Source organism: Nitrosococcus wardiae (assembly GCF_004421105.1).
GTDB classification, from domain to species: domain Bacteria; phylum Pseudomonadota; class Gammaproteobacteria; order Nitrosococcales; family Nitrosococcaceae; genus Nitrosococcus; species Nitrosococcus wardiae.
In genome coordinates this window covers 122,801-138,891 of the sequence record NZ_CP038033.1, presented here as the reverse complement: position 1 = coordinate 138,891, position 16,091 = coordinate 122,801, and the positions used below count along the sequence as shown (strand labels likewise).

The following is a 16,091-nucleotide window of genomic DNA, read 5'->3' as shown; positions in this document are numbered from 1 at the left end:
ATTAAGGAGAAGCCTGTTGGAACCAGTCAAGGTAGGTTTGCTCGGCTTAGGTACAGTCGGTGGTGGTACAGTTAATGTTCTCTCGCGTAATGCCGAGGAAATTACCCGTCGTGCCGGGCGTGGTATTCAGGTTTGCTGTGCTGCAACCCGTGACCCTTATAAGATCCGTAGCTGTAATACGGAGGGTATCTGGCTGACGACTGATCCCCATGAAGTGGTGACCGATCCCCAGGCTGAGATTATCGTCGAACTTATGGGGGGAACTGATGTAGCCCGCACCCTAGTGCTGAAGGCGATTGCCGAGGGTAAGCATGTGGTCACTGCAAATAAAGCATTGATTGCCCTTTATGGCAATGAGATCTTTACGGCAGCGCAAAAAGCAGGTGTTATGGTTGCTTTTGAAGCGGCTGTGGGAGGCGGTATTCCCATTATCAAGGCCCTGCGTGAGGGCCTTGCCGCTAACCATATCGAATGGTTAGCTGGAATTATCAATGGCACCAGTAATTTTATCCTTACCGAGATGCGGGATAAAGGGTGTGATTTTGCTGAAGCTTTATTAGATGCTCAGCACCGGGGCTATGCTGAGGCCAATCCCACTTTTGATGTGGAGGGCATTGATGCTGCCCACAAGCTCACTATTTTAGCCTCCATTGCCTTTGGTATTCCGTTACAGTTCGAATTGGTCTATACCGAAGGCATTGGGGGGATTACTCGTGAAGATATTGATTATGCCGGGCAATTAGGTTATCGGATCAAGCACTTGGGTATTGCTCGGCGGGTAGCAGGGGGTATTGAACTTAGAGTTCATCCTACCCTTATTCCCCATCGTCGATTGATTGCTAATGTAGATGGAGTCATGAATGCAATTCTGGTGAAAGGGGATGCTGTAGGACCCACGCTTTACTATGGTCCAGGTGCAGGATCCGATCCCACGGCTTCTGCAGTGGTTGCTGATTTAGTGGATGTGGTGCGGGCTTTAACTTCTGACCCGGAAAATCGGGTACCCCATCTTGCTTTTCAACCCCATGCCTTGGCAGAGATTCCTATTCTTTCCATGGAAGAGGTGAAAACTGCCTATTATCTGCGGATGCGAGCAGTGGATCGACCTGGTGTGTTAGCCGAAGTTACCCGGGTATTCGGAGATCAAAGTATCAGTATTGAGGCTATCCTTCAAAAGGAACCGGCAGCCGGCGAAGACCATGTGCCCATCATCATATTGACCCAGCCAGTGCTGGAAAGGAATATGAATGAAGCCATTTGCCGTATTGAGGCGCTAAAGTTCATTGAAGGATCAGTGACTCGGATCCGCCTAGAGACTCTGTGTTAAAGGTAGTCTCGCAAAGGGCATTTCTAAATAGTTTCTGAGAACTTTTACCCTTACAGTATCCCCTATAAAATTAAAACAGGATTTTTGATTATGCCATTTCGAGCTCGTTATACCGGCCTTATTGATAAGTATCGCGACCGCTTGCCGGTCCATGACGACACCCGGGTAATCAGTTTGGGAGAGGGAAATACCCCCCTTATCAGGTTGAATAATATCCCCCGAGAGTTGGGCCGGGAGGTCGATATTTATGTGAAATATGAGGGGCTCAATCCAACGGGCTCTTTTAAGGATCGGGGAATGACTATGGCCGTCACGAGAGCTGTTGAGGAGGGCAGTCGCGCCATTATTTGTGCCTCTACTGGCAATACTTCGGCCTCGGCGGCTGCCTATGCGGCACGAGCGGGCATTACCGCATTTGTTCTTATCCCGGAAGGCAAGATTGCCCATGGCAAGCTTGCTCAGGCCATGATGCATGGGGCGATAGTGATCCAAATCAGGGGTAATTTTGATAGGGGGATGCAACTGGTCAAGGAAGTAGCGAGTAAAGCGCCCGTGACCATTGTCAACTCCATTAATCCCTATCGGATCCAGGGGCAAAAAACGGCAGCTTTTGAGATTATTGAAGAACTGGAATGTGCTCCCGATTTCCATTGCTTGCCAGTGGGTAACGCTGGCAACATTACCGCCCATTGGATGGGGTACAGTGAATACCATGCCCATGGGATCGTCAACACTCGGCCCTTTATGTGTGGTTATCAGGCCAGTGGGGCGGCCCCCTTTCTAGACGGTAAAATGGTAGACCAGCCGGAAACCATTGCTACCGCTATCCGTATTGGCCATCCCCAAAGCTGGGACAAGGCTTGGGAAGCACAGCAGGAATCTCAAGGTTGGTTTAGTGCTTGCTCTGATGAAGAGATCCTGGCCGCTCAAAAATTACTTGCCGAAAAAGAAGGCGTATTTTGCGAGCCTGCTTCCGCAGCGGCTCTAGCTGGATCGATACGGGATATTGAGGCTGGTAAGATACCGGGGGGTAGCAAGATCGTGTGTACCCTGACTGGCCATGGTCTGAAGGATCCGGATACGGCTATCGCCCAGAGTAAAGCGCCGATGGTGACGGTTGAAGCAAACTTAGAGTCGGTTCAAGCGGCTATCTTAAAAAATTTAGAAAGTGAGCCTAAAGATGAAATTACCCTTAATTGTTAGTCTCTTGATGTGTAGGCTGTATCTCGGATAGGGGTAATGTAAAATGGAAGGTGGCGCCGCCGCCGGGTGTGTCGGAGACCCATAAATCTCCCTGGTGGGCTGTGATGATGGAATGGCTGATGGAAAGCCCCATACCCATTCCCTCATTTTTGGTTGAGAAGCGCCGCTTGAAAATCTTATCATTGAGCGGAGAGCTAATGCCTGGACCGGTGTCCTGAATTTGGACCTCAACGGCATGGTTTTGAGTGGAAATCGTCTTAATAGTGATAAACTTTTTCTCTGTTTCCGCAAGTGCTTCCACCGCGTTGCGAACGAGATTGAATACCACTTGCTGAATTTGGATTTTATCAATGGAGACAAGAGGTAGCTGAGAACTAAATTCGAAATTCACCTTGATATCGCTTTCAGTGGTTTCTCCTAAAGCCAGCCGGCTGGCATCGTAAACAACCGCATTAAGGGCTTCCAGGGTTCGATGTAACTTCCCGGTTCGAGCAAACTCCCGAAGATGATGGATAATGGAGGCTGCCCGTTCCGCCTCAGTGACGGTTTTATCCATCAATTCACAAATAGTCTGGGTGACTTGGCCCTTACCGGCTATGATCATCTGTTGGCAGGCCCGGATATAGTTAATAATGGCCGTAATGGGTTGATTAACTTCATGGGCGAGGGTGGACCCCAGCTCACCCAGGGCGCTGAATTGACTGGCTTGAAGTAAATCATTTTGTAACTTACGCATCCGTGCTTCGGTCTCCTTGCGCTCAATGGCGACCGCCAGGGTGTTTCCCGCCGATTCTAGAAAGCTAATGTCATTATTAGTTATGACCCAAGGTTTGTCTGAGCTGGCCCATAAAACGCCTAGGCATCGATCTGGACTAGAAAGGGGCAGAGCAACTCCGCTGTGTCCGTAGTGTTCAGCTAACCACGAACTATGAAACCGCTCATCGGTATGTAAATCCTCGACAAAAACCCTTTCCCCGGAAACCAAAACATGGGTGATAAGGGGGTTTGAATGGGTGAGGGAAGTGGTTTGACCCACCTGGGAACTCCATTTGCCTGTGGCCGCTCGTAGCAATAGAGTTTGACGATCCGGAAGTAGTTCTAGGATTTTGACGCATTTTATTGTTTTGAGGGTTTGGGTAATGAGGTGGGTAGCCTCTCTCATCAGTGCATCAATTCCTATTCCTGAGAGTACTTGATGGCTGAGATGGGACAGGACCACGAGTTGCTTGGCATGGATTCGGAGTTCTTTCTCGGCCCGCTTGCGCCCGGTAATCTCATGCCACTGTCGGAGGGTACGTTCAGCCACATGGGGTATGTCATTGAGGGTAGCCTCGGATTTCACGACATAGTCCAACGCTCCTGCCTTCATGGCCTCAACTGCCATTTTTTCATCCCCATAACTGGTCATCACGATGACAGGAAAGGAGAAATCGCTGATTCCCGGTGACAACAGTTCGATGCCATTGCCATCCGGTAGGCGGATGTCGGTAATGACAAGATCGGGGAGGGTGCAGTTAAGGTACTCCCGTGCTTCCCGGAGGGTACGCACCACCGTTAAATCAACAGGCATGGCTTGCCCCTGCAATGCCCGTCGCACGAGTTCCGCATGGGCCTCTTCGTCTTCGATTAAAAGAAGATGAATAAGCTTTTGTGGGGAAACTTTCTCCCTGGAAATGAGGGGAGCAGGCTTCATTGGGCTAAGGATGAGGTTTCGGACCAGGGATAATGATTCCAAGCCAACCAATAAAAACCTAAGTCCTCCATCATTCGGTTGAAGCTATCAAAATCCACAGGCTTGACCAGATAACTGTTGACATGCTCGCTATAGGCTCGGGCCACATCCTGTTCTGCCTGAGAGGTGGTCAGTACCACAATGGGAATATTGGTGATCTCAGGGGTGGAGCGGATGGTTCCAAGTATTTCTAAACCATCGATACGGGGCAGACGCAGGTCAAGCAGAATAACATGGGGGCGGGGACTTGTTTTTGTATCGGTATAGTTGCCCTGCCGGAATAGATACTGGAGCGCCTCTTCTCCATGGGAGACATGATAAATGCGATTAGCGATGCGATGTTCTTGAAAACTGCGCATCACCAGTTCTGCATGATCTGCATTATCTTCAATCAGCAAGATATTCAAAACTTCACCTTTCATCTTTAAGCTGGGACCTTTGGGATAGAGAAATAAAATGTGCTTCCTTGGCCTGGACCTTCTGATTCAACCCAGACCCGCCCTTCATGGACTTCAATAATGCGCTTCACAATAGCAAGGCCGATCCCCGTACCCTCCACATTTTGATTGAGCCTATCAAATAGATCAAAAATCTTTTCATGATAGCGGGAACTGATTCCCATGCCATTATCCCGCACATAGCATAGTAGTTCTCCTTCTCGCTCCAGAGCATTGATCTCAATCCGGGGTTCTTTCTGGTCGCCCATGAACTTAACAGCATTTTCAATAAGGTTCTGCATAACCTCTAGAAGCCGTTTCCGATCGCCAATAAGGAAGGGTAAGTTAGGGGCGATCTCAACCTGGACATTTCGCTCAATAATGGCACCTTTAACCAGTTCGATGGCCTCCCGCGCGAGATTCTCTAGGGAAACCTTTTCCGGTGGATTAACCAAACGACCGATGCGGGAGAGCTCTAGCAGGTCGTCAAGCAATAATTGCATGTTATCTGCTGCAGCCTGGATGCGCTTAATATCCCCTTGCATCTGCTCCCTGTCACCCTGGGAGAGGCTACGCTTCAGCATGCCTGAAAAGCCTTTAATGGTGATTAAGGGGCTGCGGAGATCATGGGAGACGGTGTAGATGAAGCGTTCCAGTTCTGCGTTTTTTTCTTCCAATTCTTCGAGGTGATGGCGCTCCTTTTCAATCTGTTGCCGCAGTTTTTTCTGCATATCGCTTAAGGAGAGTAGCATCCGGCCCACTTCGTCATTACTATTACTCTCAATGCTATTCTCCAGATTGCCGCTGGCAATGGCCATGGAAAGAAATTGCGCCCTTTGGATAGGCCGGGTAATCGCGCCAATGACCATAAAGCCAACGCCAATGGCAAATGTTACAAATAAAATTATCCCCCCTAGAGTGATATATTGTTCTTGCTTCACTTTTGCTATTCGCTCTTGCAAGAGCTCATTCAGAGATAAGGAGGCGGTATCGAAAAAATAAAACCCGGCGTTTACCGCTTGCGTTGCGGTGTTATAGGCTTCACTTGCGCTCCTGTTGTTGGCTCCGGCCAGCAAGCTTTTGTTTATTAGATTGAAAAAATGATTGCTGGCTTTAGAGAACTCCTCGGCGGATTGCTCCAGCCTGGGCCTCAAGGCGGGGGTATTTTCGATAACGATGTTGAGGTTTTTTCCAACTTGCCTTTTATAGAGATCCGCTACTTTCTGTAAACCAATCAAATCAGTTTTATCTTTTTCACTGACTTGTGAATTGCCAACTGTTTTTACAGCCACCACCCGCAACATACCGATGGTGTTTATTAAGTTCGGTAGCTGATTTTGTATCGTGTCTACCAAGTAATAACTATCGGTGTGGGGGTCCAGGGTTAAATTGGAGGAATGTTTGACCTTGGCAATTAAATCAATGACCAGGGTAATTAGACTATTGTGTCGAGCAATGCTCTCTTTGGGGGACAAATCGACGACCTGATGTTGCAATTGCTCCCAATGGGCCTGGATATTCCGCCATTCCTCGGTCGTATCAAGGGTCGCACCGTGTTTCGCCTCTTCTTCTTCGACGGCTTGAATACGTTCTCTGATTTCCTTTTTTTTCTGCTCTAGTTGATCCTTTACCTTGGGGTTGCTGCTAAGATAAAGACTGGCCAGACCCCGGTGCTCCATGAAGGCTTGCATTAAATCCCGCAGGGCACGGGTATACTCGATACCGTAGGTTTCCTTCTGGGTAAATTCGATTTCCTGGCCTTTATCCCTGCTCAAAGCATATCCTAACAGGAGGATAGCGATAATCAGGGGAATGGTGACCGAGGTGATTTTCCACTTCAGGGCTAGATCGGAGAATAATCGCTTAAAACCTAAGCTTGCCGATAAGTTCATTGCCCTGTTTCTTTATGAAGTTAATCAAATCCTTAGTCAATATAACGCTGGGTTAAATTTTCATAGGCGTCAATCCGGCGATCCCGCAGGTAGGGCCAGATTCGGCGAATGGCCTCAGTTCGTTGGAGGTCTATTTCGGCCACTAATACTACGGCTTCATCCATTGGCCCTATGGCGAGTAACTCGCCTTGAGGCCCCGCGATAAAACTGGTGCCCCAAAACTGGATACCCGCTGTTTGTTGGCTAGGGTCAGGCTCTATGCTAATCCGGTTGCTGGCGAGAAGGGGTAAGCCATTGGCAATGGCATGGCCCCGTTGCACAGTAATCCAGGCTTCCTGCTGGCGAGATTTTTCCACTTCATCATCTCGGGGATCCCAACCGATGGCACTAGGATAGAGTAGCAATTCCGCTCCCGCTAGGGCCATCAGACGGGCCGCTTCGGGATACCATTGATCCCAGCAGATTAATATTCCAAGGTGCCCCACAGAAGTCTCAATAGGCGTAAACCCCAGATCGCCTGGAGTGAAATAAAATTTTTCATAAAAATTGGGATCATCAGGGATATGCATCTTGCGATAACGTCCAGCAATGTGGCCGTCTGTCTCCAAGACCACCGCCGTATTATGGTAGATCCCGGGCGCTCGGCGCTCGAACAGGGAAATGACCAGGACAACCCCCAGCTCTGCGGCCAAGGTTCCAAAGACTTCTGTTGAGGGACCGGGAATAGGTTCTGCAAGGTCAAAACACTGGCTATTCTCAGTCTGACAAAAGTAAGGTCCGGTGTGCAGTTCTGGCAATAGAATTAGCTTTGCGCCTTGTCCTGCCGCTTCCCGAATCCCCTGGATGCTGTGTTTAAGGCTCTCTTGGTGCTGTTGGCTACAGGCTTGCTGAACGATGGCAACTTTCAATGGCATATCCGATGGTGGTGAAAAATCCGGATTTCAAGAGGAGATCCTAGTTAGAGGATACCCGCTGGTAGCTGCATGGCCATGCAATGGAGACTGCCATATTGTTGAATAAGAGGAAGGCAGTCAATGCCGACCACTTGCCGATCCGGGAAACAGCTTTGGAGAATCGATAGGGCCTGAGTATCGGCTGGATCGTGGTAGGTAGGGACCAATACTGCTCCATTGAGAATAAGAAAATTGGCATAGCTTGCCGGTAGCCGCTGACCTTCGGCATTAAATTTAGGGCTCGGCCAAGGCAATGGCACCAAACAGTAAGGGACGCTTTTAGCCGTTTGCAGGGTTCGTAGGTCTCCTTCCATGGCTTGAAGTTCAGGGTAATGTTGGTCTTTCGGATCATCACAAGCCACATAGCATATGGTCTGGGAGTTGCAGAAACGGGCCAAGGTATCGATATGGCCGTCGGTATCATCCCCAGCGAGTTGGCCGTGGCGCAGCCATAATACCCGCTCAACGCCTAACCACTGCTTAAGCTGTGCTTCCATGGCTTTCTGGGTAAGGTTACCATTACGGGTTTTAGATAACAAGCAGTTTGCAGTGGTGAGTAGGTTGCCTGCACCATCCACTTCAATACTTCCTCCTTCGAGAATTAGCGCTAACTGTTTGAGGGGAGTGTTCCCAAAAACACCTTGCCCATATAGCCGTGCGGTGACTTCATTATCCAACCTAGCTTCATATTTGCCACCCCAGCCATTGAAGATAAAGTCGAGCAGTAGAGGCCGTCCCTTTGGATCTAAGCAGCTGAGGGGGCCATAGTCTCGAACCCAAGTATCATTGAAAGGGGCCACATGAAGGGAAAAGGCGGTCTGATTTATGTTTTGTTGTGCTAACTGCTTTTTCACGTGGGCCAAGTGATCCGAATGGCGGCAAACAATAAGTAGCTTTTCTCGGCTGGCGATCTCGCGGGCAATCTTTAGGTACACCGCCTCGATTTCCTCAAGCCAAGGTCCCCAGTCACTTTCAGCAGTGGGCCAAGTCAGCATGACTCCACTTTGGGGAGCCCATTCTGGAAGTAAGGTATAGGGGGGATTCTTCATAATTCCACGAGTTATCTTAGGGTAGAGGGGGACTAAAGATAAGGGGGACCCACCAATAACTGATCCCGGTGATGGATATCATACCGGCTAAATTAAGATAAAAGCCTGCCCGCGCCATCTGGGGAGTACTAATAAGGCCAGTGCCAAAGACAATAGCATTGGGGGGAGTGGCCACCGGCATCATAAAAGCGCAGCTGACTGCCAGAGTAACGGGGATCAAGAGTTGCAAGGGCGGTTGGCCCAAGCTTAAGGCGACAGAGCCCAGAATAGGTAGGAATACGGAGGTTGTGGCTGTGTTGCTGGTGAGTTCTGTAAGGAATATCACTACCGCCACAATCCCTAGCAATATCACCCAAGGGGGTAAGCCGGATAGTAGGGTGAAGCTATCGCCGAGCCAGTTAGCCAGTCCTGTGTCACTGATACTGGCAGCTAGGCTGAGTCCTCCCCCGAAGAGTAATAAAGTGCCCCAGGGCAATTGCTCTGCGGTGGGCCAATCCATGAGAAAATGCCCCCGTTGCCAATCAATGGGAATGAGAAACAGGAGAATGGCGCCAAAGAGGGCGATTCCCGGATCATTAAGGGCAAGGTAGGGTGCCATCGTCTCGATTAGGGGACGCAGCAACCAAAGGATGGCAACTAGAGCAAAGACCATACTGACTCTGCGTTCAGCCTGAGACACAGGGCCGAGTTGCTTCAGTGCCTGGCGCATCTGGACCCGCTGATCGCCGTGTTCTTTATGAAGGCCTGGGAATACGACTTGGGTAAGTATTAGCCAAGCAAGGGTTAAGAGTACCAACAGGAAGGGGGCCGCCAGCAGCATCCATTCCGCAAATCCTAACTGAAGGCCATAGGTTTCTAGAACAAAGCCCGCTAATAGTGCATTGGGAGCCGTTCCTACCAGGGTTCCTAAGCCGCCTATGCTGGCCCCATAGGCGGTGCCCAACAGGAGGGCCACCGCAAAGGGGGAAGATAGTGGCGCGGATTCTTTAGTTGCCCGAAGCCCTTCAATCACTGAAATGGCGATAGGCAGCATCAGCATAGCGGTGGCAGTATTGCTAATCCAAAGACTGAGAAAGGCACTAGCGGCCATAAAGCCGCCAAGAGTAGCCGCAGGTGAAGCTCCCATGTGACTGAGAATGAAGTAGGCAAGACGTCGGTGCAGGCCGCAGCGCTGCATCCCCAAGGCAATAATGAAACCTCCCATAAATAGAAAGATAAGTGGATTAGCATAAGGGATTGCCGCTTCCCGGATGTCGGCAATGCCAAACAGGGGAAATAGGACCAGAGGGAGGAGTGCCGTAACAGGGATCGGTAAGGCTTCTGTAATCCACCAGATAGCCATTAACAAAGCTACTGCGGCGGTTTGCCAACCTTCAATATCCAGGCCAGCAGGAGACGGCAGCAGCAGGAGCGAAACCATCACCAAGGGGCCTAGGATAAGCCCAATGTATTGGCGGCGATGATAGGGATATTCAGCAATGGATTTGGCCATTATTGTTGCATTAATTTTTTAGAGAGTGATCACGAAAATTTCACCGAAGGGTAACTGCCTAGTCATATCTGCCCATTACAGTCACCAACAGTTTTGGTGGGAGATAGCGACTTATGGCATCGTTACATTACCGTACCGTTTGGCTTTCTGATATTCACCTGGGTTCCCGGGGCTGTAATGCAGAATTTTTGCTAGATTTTTTGACCCAGGTTGAATCAGAACGGCTTTATCTGGTGGGAGATATTATTGATTTGTGGAAGCTTAAAAATGGCTGGTATTGGCCTAAGCTGCAAAATGAAGTGGTGCGCAACGTCCTGCAGAAGGCTGCCAATAGTACTGAGGTGATCTATATACCTGGCAATCATGATGAGTTCTTTCGGGATTATGTCGGTAAAAATTTTGGCGGTATCCGAATCGAGGCGCAAGCAATACACGTTACCCAAGATGGCCGGCGCTTTTTAGTCCTGCATGGGGATAAGTTTGATAGCATCGTTTATCATAGTAAGTGGGTGGTAGTAAGTGGGTGGCTTTGATTGGTGGCCATGCTTACGATATGCTTCTGGTTCTGAATCGATGGTTTAATTTTTTCCGGCGTAAACTGGGCTTCCCCTATTGGTCTTTGTCCGCATATCTTAAACACAAAGTTAAGAATGCGGTTAACTTTATCAGTAATTATGAACAGGCTTTGGTTCATGAGGCTAGTCGTCAAGGGGTTGGTGGCATCATCTGTGGTCATATTCACAAAGCGGCGGTGGAAGATTTTGAAGGGATTTTATACTGCAATACCGGAGATTGGGTGGAGAGTTGTACGGCGCTGGTAGAAAATAAAGTTGGCCAGCTTGCCATTCTTCATTGGGCTGATGAAAGTGTCTTTTTGATTAATGAAGATGCCCCTGCAAATATTGAACGTAAAAGACGTTTAGTCAGTACAAATTAACGGGATTGCCTCGTTTTAGGAGAACCTTTTACCCTGGCTATTGCCCCTCTAGATGATAGCTGGGGTAAAGGAAATCCTCATCCATTCTTCATTTTCCTTTTCCTATTTTTTTCCTACCCCCGCAATTATCGTAAAATAATTGATACACTTCAGCTATCCTTCTAATCTTCCAGATTTTAAAGAATTTTCTGTTATTGCTCTTTTCCTTTATTTTCATTTTGTTAACTTAATATTACAAATATAATTTTAGAAAATTCCTGCTCAGCATACCCTTCCTTATTAAATAATTTAAAGAAAACAATAGTATAGGTTCTAGTGCATTTTTTCTAGAGCTTAATCTAAAAGATCTTCTATTTTTATCTATATAGGCTGGAAAAACTAAAAGGTTCAAAGAAAGGACCGATAGTTGTGATGTGGATTAGGGAAAGCGAACAAAGGACTCACTTTAAAAAATGGAAATGGGATACACCGCCTGTGGCAAATCACGAAGAATGTTCTAAAATACCCTTGTCGGAGGAACAAAAAAACCTTCAGACCCAACCGGCGGCCTCCCCAACCCAAGACATGGAGTGCCTGGTTCAGGAGCTTCAGGCTTCTCAAACCGAACTTGAGATAAAAAAACAGGAACTTCAGCAGTCCCAGCAAGCGCTGGAAGAGTCTCGCAACCGCTGTGCCGAGTTGTATGATTTCGCCCCGATAACTTACCTCACCCTGGATTGCCAGGGCTATATCCAGGAGATCAATCTGACTGGGGCAATGTTGTTGGGGGTAGAGCGTTCACATCTCGTCGGCGAGTTGTTTAGTGTTTGGGTAGTGCAGCGGGATATCCCGGTGTTTCTTTCTTTTCTTAAGGCAGTTTACCAAGGAGGGGGTAAATCAGTTCAGGAACTCCGCCTCAAGCGCTGGGATGGCAAAATCATTTATGCCCATCTAGAAAGTTTACCCCTAAGAAGGAAAAAAAAGCAGGAGTCAAGCTGCCGTATTGCCTTGCTGGATGTCAGCACTGGGGCTCAGTCACAGATTCAGTTACAGCAAAGTCAGGAAAAACTTTTTCAGTGGGCCCAACTCATCCTCTTGGGTGAACTGGGGGCAGGGTTAGCCCATGAAATTAATCAGCCTCTAGCTGCTATTGCTACCTATGCTCAGGAATGTGTGCGTCGATTGCGCGCCAGTATAAGGGATCCGGATTCTTTACTGAGAGCCGTGGAGGAGATTGCTATCCAAGCGGAACGGGCTAGCGGAATTATCCAGCGCTTGAGGCAAAGGGTCCCTCGGGAACTACAGCAGCCTCAGACGATTCAAATCAATAAAATTATTTTGCGGGCGATGGAATGGATGGAGCCTAGACTAGACCATGAAGGGATTTTGGTTTCGTTAGTGATGCCCAAGGACTTACCGCCTATTTTTGTCAATCCCATTGAGGTGGAACAGGTATTGCTAAATTTGCTGAGTAATGTGATAGATGCGATGACAAATGATCCGTCATCTCGCCGTGAATTGAAGCTGACAGCGAGACTAAATGCAGCCCGGGAGATTGAAGTGAGGATAAGTAATACCCGCACTAGGTTTGCCATTGACCGGCTCGAACAGGTGTTTGAGTCCCTATTTACCATCCAACCGAAAGGGGGAGGACTGGGTTTAGCCATTAGTCGTAGCCTTATTGAAAAACATGGCGGACAGCTCTGGGCTATGCTCTGCAGGGAGCAAGGTACCGCTTTCCGTTTTACTTTGCCTGTTTTGCCCGTTAAGGATAATCAGAATGAATAGCGAAATTCATCAAGCAGTTGTGTTTGTTGTTGACGATGATGAGGCGGTGCGGGATTCTTTGCGCTGGGTTATCGAAGCGGCGGGGTTTAAGGTCAAGGCTTACCCTTCGGCAGGGGAGTTTCTGAAGAAATTAGACCCTAGCCAATCAGGTTGTTTGGTGCTTGATGTCCGCATGCCTGAAATGAACGGTTTACATATGAAACCCTTTGACAACCAAATCCTGTTAGAGCGTATTGAGAGAAGTATTGAACTGGATCGAAAAAGGCGTGAAACCAAGCAAAAGCAGGAGGAAATTGCCCATCGGGTGGCCCACCTGACCTCTCGCGAGCGCCAAGTAATGAATCTTATTGTGAAAGGTAAACCTAACAAGGTGGTTGCTGTAGAACTCGGAATTAGCACTAAAACTGTTGAAATTCACCGCGCTCGGGTGATGGAAAAACTGGAGGCCAAAAATTTAGCCGATCTAATCCATTTGGCTCATTTTTTAGAAGACACGAACAAAGAACCCGTCTTACGGTAAAAATAGCTGCAGTAATTCATTAAGCAAAGATAATCCTTTCTCCGTGGGACGAATCTGTTGGAAATCCCACTCAATCCATTCCAAGACCTCTGCCTGGTGTAAGGCTTTTTCCACCACACTAATGGGAAGACCCACCCGCTCCTGAAACAGACGGCTGGGAACCCCCTCAGTCAAGCGCAAGGCATTTAGCATAAATTCAAAGGCTGCCTCTCGGGGAGAGAGAATTGTTTCCCCGCCAATGCCCTCCGGTGTGCCTGCTTTGGCAAGATAGGCTGAAGGATGTTTAATTTTCCAGATTCGAGTGATGCGGTTTTCCATGGCATCGGAGATTTTTTCATGGGCGCCAGCACCTATCCCAAGATAATCCCCAAAACGCCAATAGGTGAGGTTATGTTGACATTGCCGACCTTTTTTAGCAAAGGCGGATACTTCATAGCGGCCATAACCTCCCTGGGTTAACTGGGCTTGGCAGGCTTCTTGCCAGGTATCGATAGCCTCCTCTGAAGGCAGGGGGGGGGGATAGCGATAAAAATAAGTATGGGGCTCAATAGTGAGCTGATAGTGGGAAATATGGCTAGGGGCAAAGTTAATGGCTGTGGTGATATCAGCCAGGGCTTGGGTTTCTGTTTGCCCGGGGAGACCAAACATGAGGTCCAAGTTAATATTATCAAACCCCGCCCTATGGGCTGTTGCTATGGCTTGGTAGGCCTCTTGGGAGGAGTGGATTCGCCCCAGACGTTTAAGTGCCTCATTGTTAAAGCTCTGGATGCCGAGGGAGAGACGGTTGATGCCGAGGCAACGAAATTCAGTGAAGCGACCTTGTTCTACGGTTCCCGGATTAGCCTCCAGGGTAATTTCCACCTGAGGTGCCCAAGGTAGGCGAGCGCGTAAAGCTGAGAGCAGCCGATCTAAGCTTTCTGGAGAAAAAAGACTCGGGGTTCCCCCTCCCATAAAGATGCTGTGGATGCGTCGGCCCCAGATCCGCGGCAGGTCTTGTTCCAAATCTCGGATTAGGGCATCGATATAAGCGGTTTCCGGGAATTCCTCCGGCAAGGGGTGGGAGTTGAAATCGCAATAGGGGCACTTTCGAACGCACCAGGGGAGATGGATATACAGGGCAAGCGGGGGTAAAGCATGGAATTGGAACATGGGTGAATATTTTGCCTGGGCAGTAAAGAAGGGAACCTTTAAGCTTCTTGGCGGAGGGCATCTAGCAGAGCCCTTAAGGCTTTGCCGCGGTGGCTGAGGCGATTTTTTTCTGCTGGTGGCAGCTCTGCTGCGGTACAGTGACGCTCAGGCAGGTAGAAGATAGGATCATAACCAAACCCGCCACTGCCCTGGGGGGGGGAAATGATCTGTCCTTCCCAAGTTCCTTGGCAGATCCGTGGAGTAGGATCTTGCCAATGTCGCATATAGACGATGACACATTGATAACGGACGTTAAGCTGATTTTTAGCTACCTCCTTGAGGTTTTCTAACAGTTTTTCCAGGTTTTCCCGATCGGTGGCGTTTGGACCTGCATAGCGGGCTGAGTGGATTCCCGGCTGGCCATCTAGGGCATCCACCTCAAGGCCGGAATCATCGGCAATGGCAGCAAGCCCCGTATGACGGGCGGCATTGCGGGCCTTAATGAGGGCATTCTCCACAAAGCTAAGACCTGTTTCTGCCACCTCAGGCACTTTGAATGCAGACTGGGAAATGACCTCCATGCTAAGCTTACTTAAAATTTCGCCCATTTCCCGCAATTTGCCGGGATTATTGCTTGCCAAGATAATTTGTAGCGGGGCCATGATTCTAACTCTTGGCAAGGGCTTCTGTCTGTTTGGCAAGTAAAGTGCCAATTCCGGTTTTCGCTAAATCGAGCATGGCTTGCAGTTCGTTCATTCGGAAAGCATGGCCCTCGGCAGTTCCTTGGATTTCAATAAATCCCCCGGCCTCATTCATGATCACATTCATGTCGGTTTCCGCTGTGGAATCTTCTATATAATCTAAATCTAGCACAGGCCTCCCTTCGTAAATACCGACTGATACTGAAGCCACTTGGCCGTGAATAGGACTATGGGCAATGACTCTTTTTTTAAGCAGGCTGCCAACTGCGTCTACCAAGGCCACGTAGGCTCCTGTGATGGCAGAGGTACGGGTGCCCCCATCAGCCTGGATGACATCACAATCGATAGCCACAGTGACTTCCCCCAAGGCAGTCAGATCGACTACCGCCCGTAAAGAGCGGCCAATAAGGCGCTGAATCTCCATGGTGCGTCCTCCTTGCCGTCCCTGAGCGGCTTCCCGCCCCATTCGGATATTGGTAGAACGGGGGAGCATTCCATATTCAGCAGTCACCCAACCTTGTCCTTTGCCTTTTAGAAAGCGGGGAACTCGTTCTTCAACCGAAGCATTACAGATAACTCGAGTATCGCCAAATTCCACCAATACCGAGCCTTCGGCATATTTGGTGTAGTGGCGGGTAAGGCGGATAGGGCGTAGTTCGTCTGGAGCGCGGCCGCTTGGTCTCATGGTTGATTTCCTTTCCGGATTTTAAAAACCCCTATCATCATAACTTCTTCTAAGAGTCATGAGAGGTTCAAGAATCTATATTATAACTTTTAGGTCTCCATGAGGGAGGGAAGGAAGAAAAACAGCGCAGGATAGTGCTTGACTTGATTTATTAATGATAATTATTATCATTTGCACTATAGCGGTCCCTATTTAGATGGAACTTCATCGGGCTTGGGGTCAGCGTGTCCGTGTCCGGTCACGCTCGCCCCAAGCGCCTAACAAGCGC

The 16,091-nt window shown here is 48.9% G+C and carries 15 protein-coding genes; 6 read left to right on the top strand and 9 right to left on the bottom strand.

Annotation, left to right across the window (positions count from 1 at the left end):
- Positions 1 to 16: 16 nt before the first annotated feature.
- Positions 17 to 1,327, top strand: a complete 1,311-nt coding sequence (locus E3U44_RS00670; protein WP_134356192.1) for a homoserine dehydrogenase — start codon at positions 17 to 19, stop codon at positions 1,325 to 1,327.
- 90 nt (positions 1,328 to 1,417) lie between these two features.
- Complete coding sequence (thrC, locus tag E3U44_RS00665) at positions 1,418 to 2,530, top strand: threonine synthase (protein WP_134356191.1); 1,113 nt, start codon at positions 1,418 to 1,420, stop codon at positions 2,528 to 2,530.
- Here the strand turns inward: thrC and E3U44_RS00660 are convergent.
- Genes E3U44_RS00660 through E3U44_RS00635 form a run of 6 tightly spaced genes read right to left on the bottom strand, consistent with a single transcriptional unit; the run spans position 2,520 to position 10,085 of the window.
- A complete protein-coding gene (locus E3U44_RS00660; protein WP_134356190.1) occupies positions 2,520 to 4,223 on the bottom strand; it encodes an ATP-binding protein in 1,704 nt (567 codons plus the stop codon). The genes thrC and E3U44_RS00660 overlap by 11 nt on opposite strands.
- On the bottom strand, positions 4,220 to 4,684 hold the full coding sequence (locus E3U44_RS00655) for a response regulator (RefSeq protein ID WP_134356189.1): 465 nt from the start codon (positions 4,682 to 4,684) through the stop codon (positions 4,220 to 4,222). The genes E3U44_RS00660 and E3U44_RS00655 overlap by 4 nt, the downstream gene beginning before the upstream one ends.
- 2 nt (positions 4,685 to 4,686) lie before the next feature.
- Entirely contained in the window at positions 4,687 to 6,591 is a 1,905-nt protein-coding gene (locus tag E3U44_RS00650; protein ID WP_134356188.1) for a sensor histidine kinase, read from the bottom strand.
- 32 nt (positions 6,592 to 6,623) lie between these two features.
- Complete coding sequence (locus tag E3U44_RS00645) at positions 6,624 to 7,505, bottom strand: carbon-nitrogen hydrolase (protein WP_134356187.1); 882 nt, start codon at positions 7,503 to 7,505, stop codon at positions 6,624 to 6,626.
- A 44-nt stretch (positions 7,506 to 7,549) separates the two neighbouring features.
- On the bottom strand, positions 7,550 to 8,593 hold the full coding sequence (locus E3U44_RS00640; RefSeq protein WP_134356186.1) for an agmatine deiminase family protein: 1,044 nt from the start codon (positions 8,591 to 8,593) through the stop codon (positions 7,550 to 7,552).
- A gap of 16 nt (positions 8,594 to 8,609) precedes the next feature.
- Positions 8,610 to 10,085, bottom strand: coding sequence for an SLC13 family permease (locus E3U44_RS00635; protein WP_134356185.1), 1,476 nt, complete (start codon positions 10,083 to 10,085; stop codon positions 8,610 to 8,612).
- Between the two features lie 113 nt (positions 10,086 to 10,198).
- On the opposite strand from E3U44_RS00635, the gene E3U44_RS19780 reads away from it, so the two are divergent.
- The 4 genes from E3U44_RS19780 (at position 10,199) to E3U44_RS00620 (ending at position 13,309) form a co-directional block, all read left to right on the top strand.
- Positions 10,199 to 10,618: a UDP-2,3-diacylglucosamine diphosphatase gene (locus tag E3U44_RS19780; RefSeq protein ID WP_240761678.1), complete on the top strand. Its 420-nt coding sequence runs from the start codon at positions 10,199 to 10,201 to the stop codon at positions 10,616 to 10,618.
- Positions 10,609 to 11,022 (top strand): UDP-2,3-diacylglucosamine diphosphatase, encoded by a 414-nt coding sequence (locus E3U44_RS19775; RefSeq protein WP_240761677.1) that lies wholly within the window; start codon positions 10,609 to 10,611, stop codon positions 11,020 to 11,022. Before E3U44_RS19780 ends, E3U44_RS19775 begins: the two co-directional genes overlap by 10 nt.
- Before the next feature lie 474 nt (positions 11,023 to 11,496).
- On the top strand, positions 11,497 to 12,789 hold the full coding sequence (locus E3U44_RS00625) for a PAS domain-containing sensor histidine kinase (protein ID WP_166804976.1): 1,293 nt from the start codon (positions 11,497 to 11,499) through the stop codon (positions 12,787 to 12,789).
- On the top strand, positions 12,782 to 13,309 hold the full coding sequence (locus E3U44_RS00620; protein WP_134356183.1) for a response regulator transcription factor: 528 nt from the start codon (positions 12,782 to 12,784) through the stop codon (positions 13,307 to 13,309). The genes E3U44_RS00625 and E3U44_RS00620 overlap by 8 nt, the downstream gene beginning before the upstream one ends.
- Here the strand turns inward: E3U44_RS00620 and hemW are convergent.
- Genes hemW through rph form a run of 3 tightly spaced genes read right to left on the bottom strand, consistent with a single transcriptional unit; the run spans position 13,301 to position 15,823 of the window.
- Complete coding sequence (gene hemW / locus E3U44_RS00615; RefSeq protein WP_134356182.1) at positions 13,301 to 14,458, bottom strand: radical SAM family heme chaperone HemW; 1,158 nt, start codon at positions 14,456 to 14,458, stop codon at positions 13,301 to 13,303. The two genes, E3U44_RS00620 and hemW, sit on opposite strands and share 9 nt — an antisense overlap.
- 38 nt (positions 14,459 to 14,496) lie before the next feature.
- Entirely contained in the window at positions 14,497 to 15,099 is a 603-nt protein-coding gene (gene rdgB / locus E3U44_RS00610) for an RdgB/HAM1 family non-canonical purine NTP pyrophosphatase (protein WP_134356181.1), read from the bottom strand.
- A gap of 4 nt (positions 15,100 to 15,103) precedes the next feature.
- Positions 15,104 to 15,823, bottom strand: coding sequence for a ribonuclease PH (rph, locus tag E3U44_RS00605; RefSeq protein WP_134356180.1), 720 nt, complete (start codon positions 15,821 to 15,823; stop codon positions 15,104 to 15,106).
- Between the last annotated feature and the right edge of the window lie 268 nt (positions 15,824 to 16,091).

What these genes read in the sequence shown, in the direction of transcription:
- hemW (WP_134356182.1), bottom strand. Translation starts at nt 14,458, where the DNA reads ATGTTCCAATTCCATGCTTTACCCCCGCTTGCCCTGTATATCCATCTC.
- E3U44_RS00635 (WP_134356185.1), bottom strand. Translation starts at nt 10,085, where the DNA reads ATGGCCAAATCCATTGCTGAATATCCCTATCATCGCCGCCAATACATT.
- thrC (WP_134356191.1), top strand. Translation starts at nt 1,418, where the DNA reads ATGCCATTTCGAGCTCGTTATACCGGCCTTATTGATAAGTATCGCGAC.
- E3U44_RS00645 (WP_134356187.1), bottom strand. Translation starts at nt 7,505, where the DNA reads ATGCCATTGAAAGTTGCCATCGTTCAGCAAGCCTGTAGCCAACAGCAC.
- rdgB (WP_134356181.1), bottom strand. Translation starts at nt 15,099, where the DNA reads ATGGCCCCGCTACAAATTATCTTGGCAAGCAATAATCCCGGCAAATTG.
- E3U44_RS00655 (WP_134356189.1), bottom strand. Translation starts at nt 4,684, where the DNA reads ATGAAAGGTGAAGTTTTGAATATCTTGCTGATTGAAGATAATGCAGAT.
- E3U44_RS19780 (WP_240761678.1), top strand. Translation starts at nt 10,199, where the DNA reads ATGGCATCGTTACATTACCGTACCGTTTGGCTTTCTGATATTCACCTG.
- rph (WP_134356180.1), bottom strand. Translation starts at nt 15,823, where the DNA reads ATGAGACCAAGCGGCCGCGCTCCAGACGAACTACGCCCTATCCGCCTT.
- E3U44_RS00650 (WP_134356188.1), bottom strand. Translation starts at nt 6,591, where the DNA reads ATGAACTTATCGGCAAGCTTAGGTTTTAAGCGATTATTCTCCGATCTA.
- E3U44_RS00660 (WP_134356190.1), bottom strand. Translation starts at nt 4,223, where the DNA reads ATGAAGCCTGCTCCCCTCATTTCCAGGGAGAAAGTTTCCCCACAAAAG.
- E3U44_RS00640 (WP_134356186.1), bottom strand. Translation starts at nt 8,593, where the DNA reads ATGAAGAATCCCCCCTATACCTTACTTCCAGAATGGGCTCCCCAAAGT.
- E3U44_RS00620 (WP_134356183.1), top strand. Translation starts at nt 12,782, where the DNA reads ATGAATAGCGAAATTCATCAAGCAGTTGTGTTTGTTGTTGACGATGAT.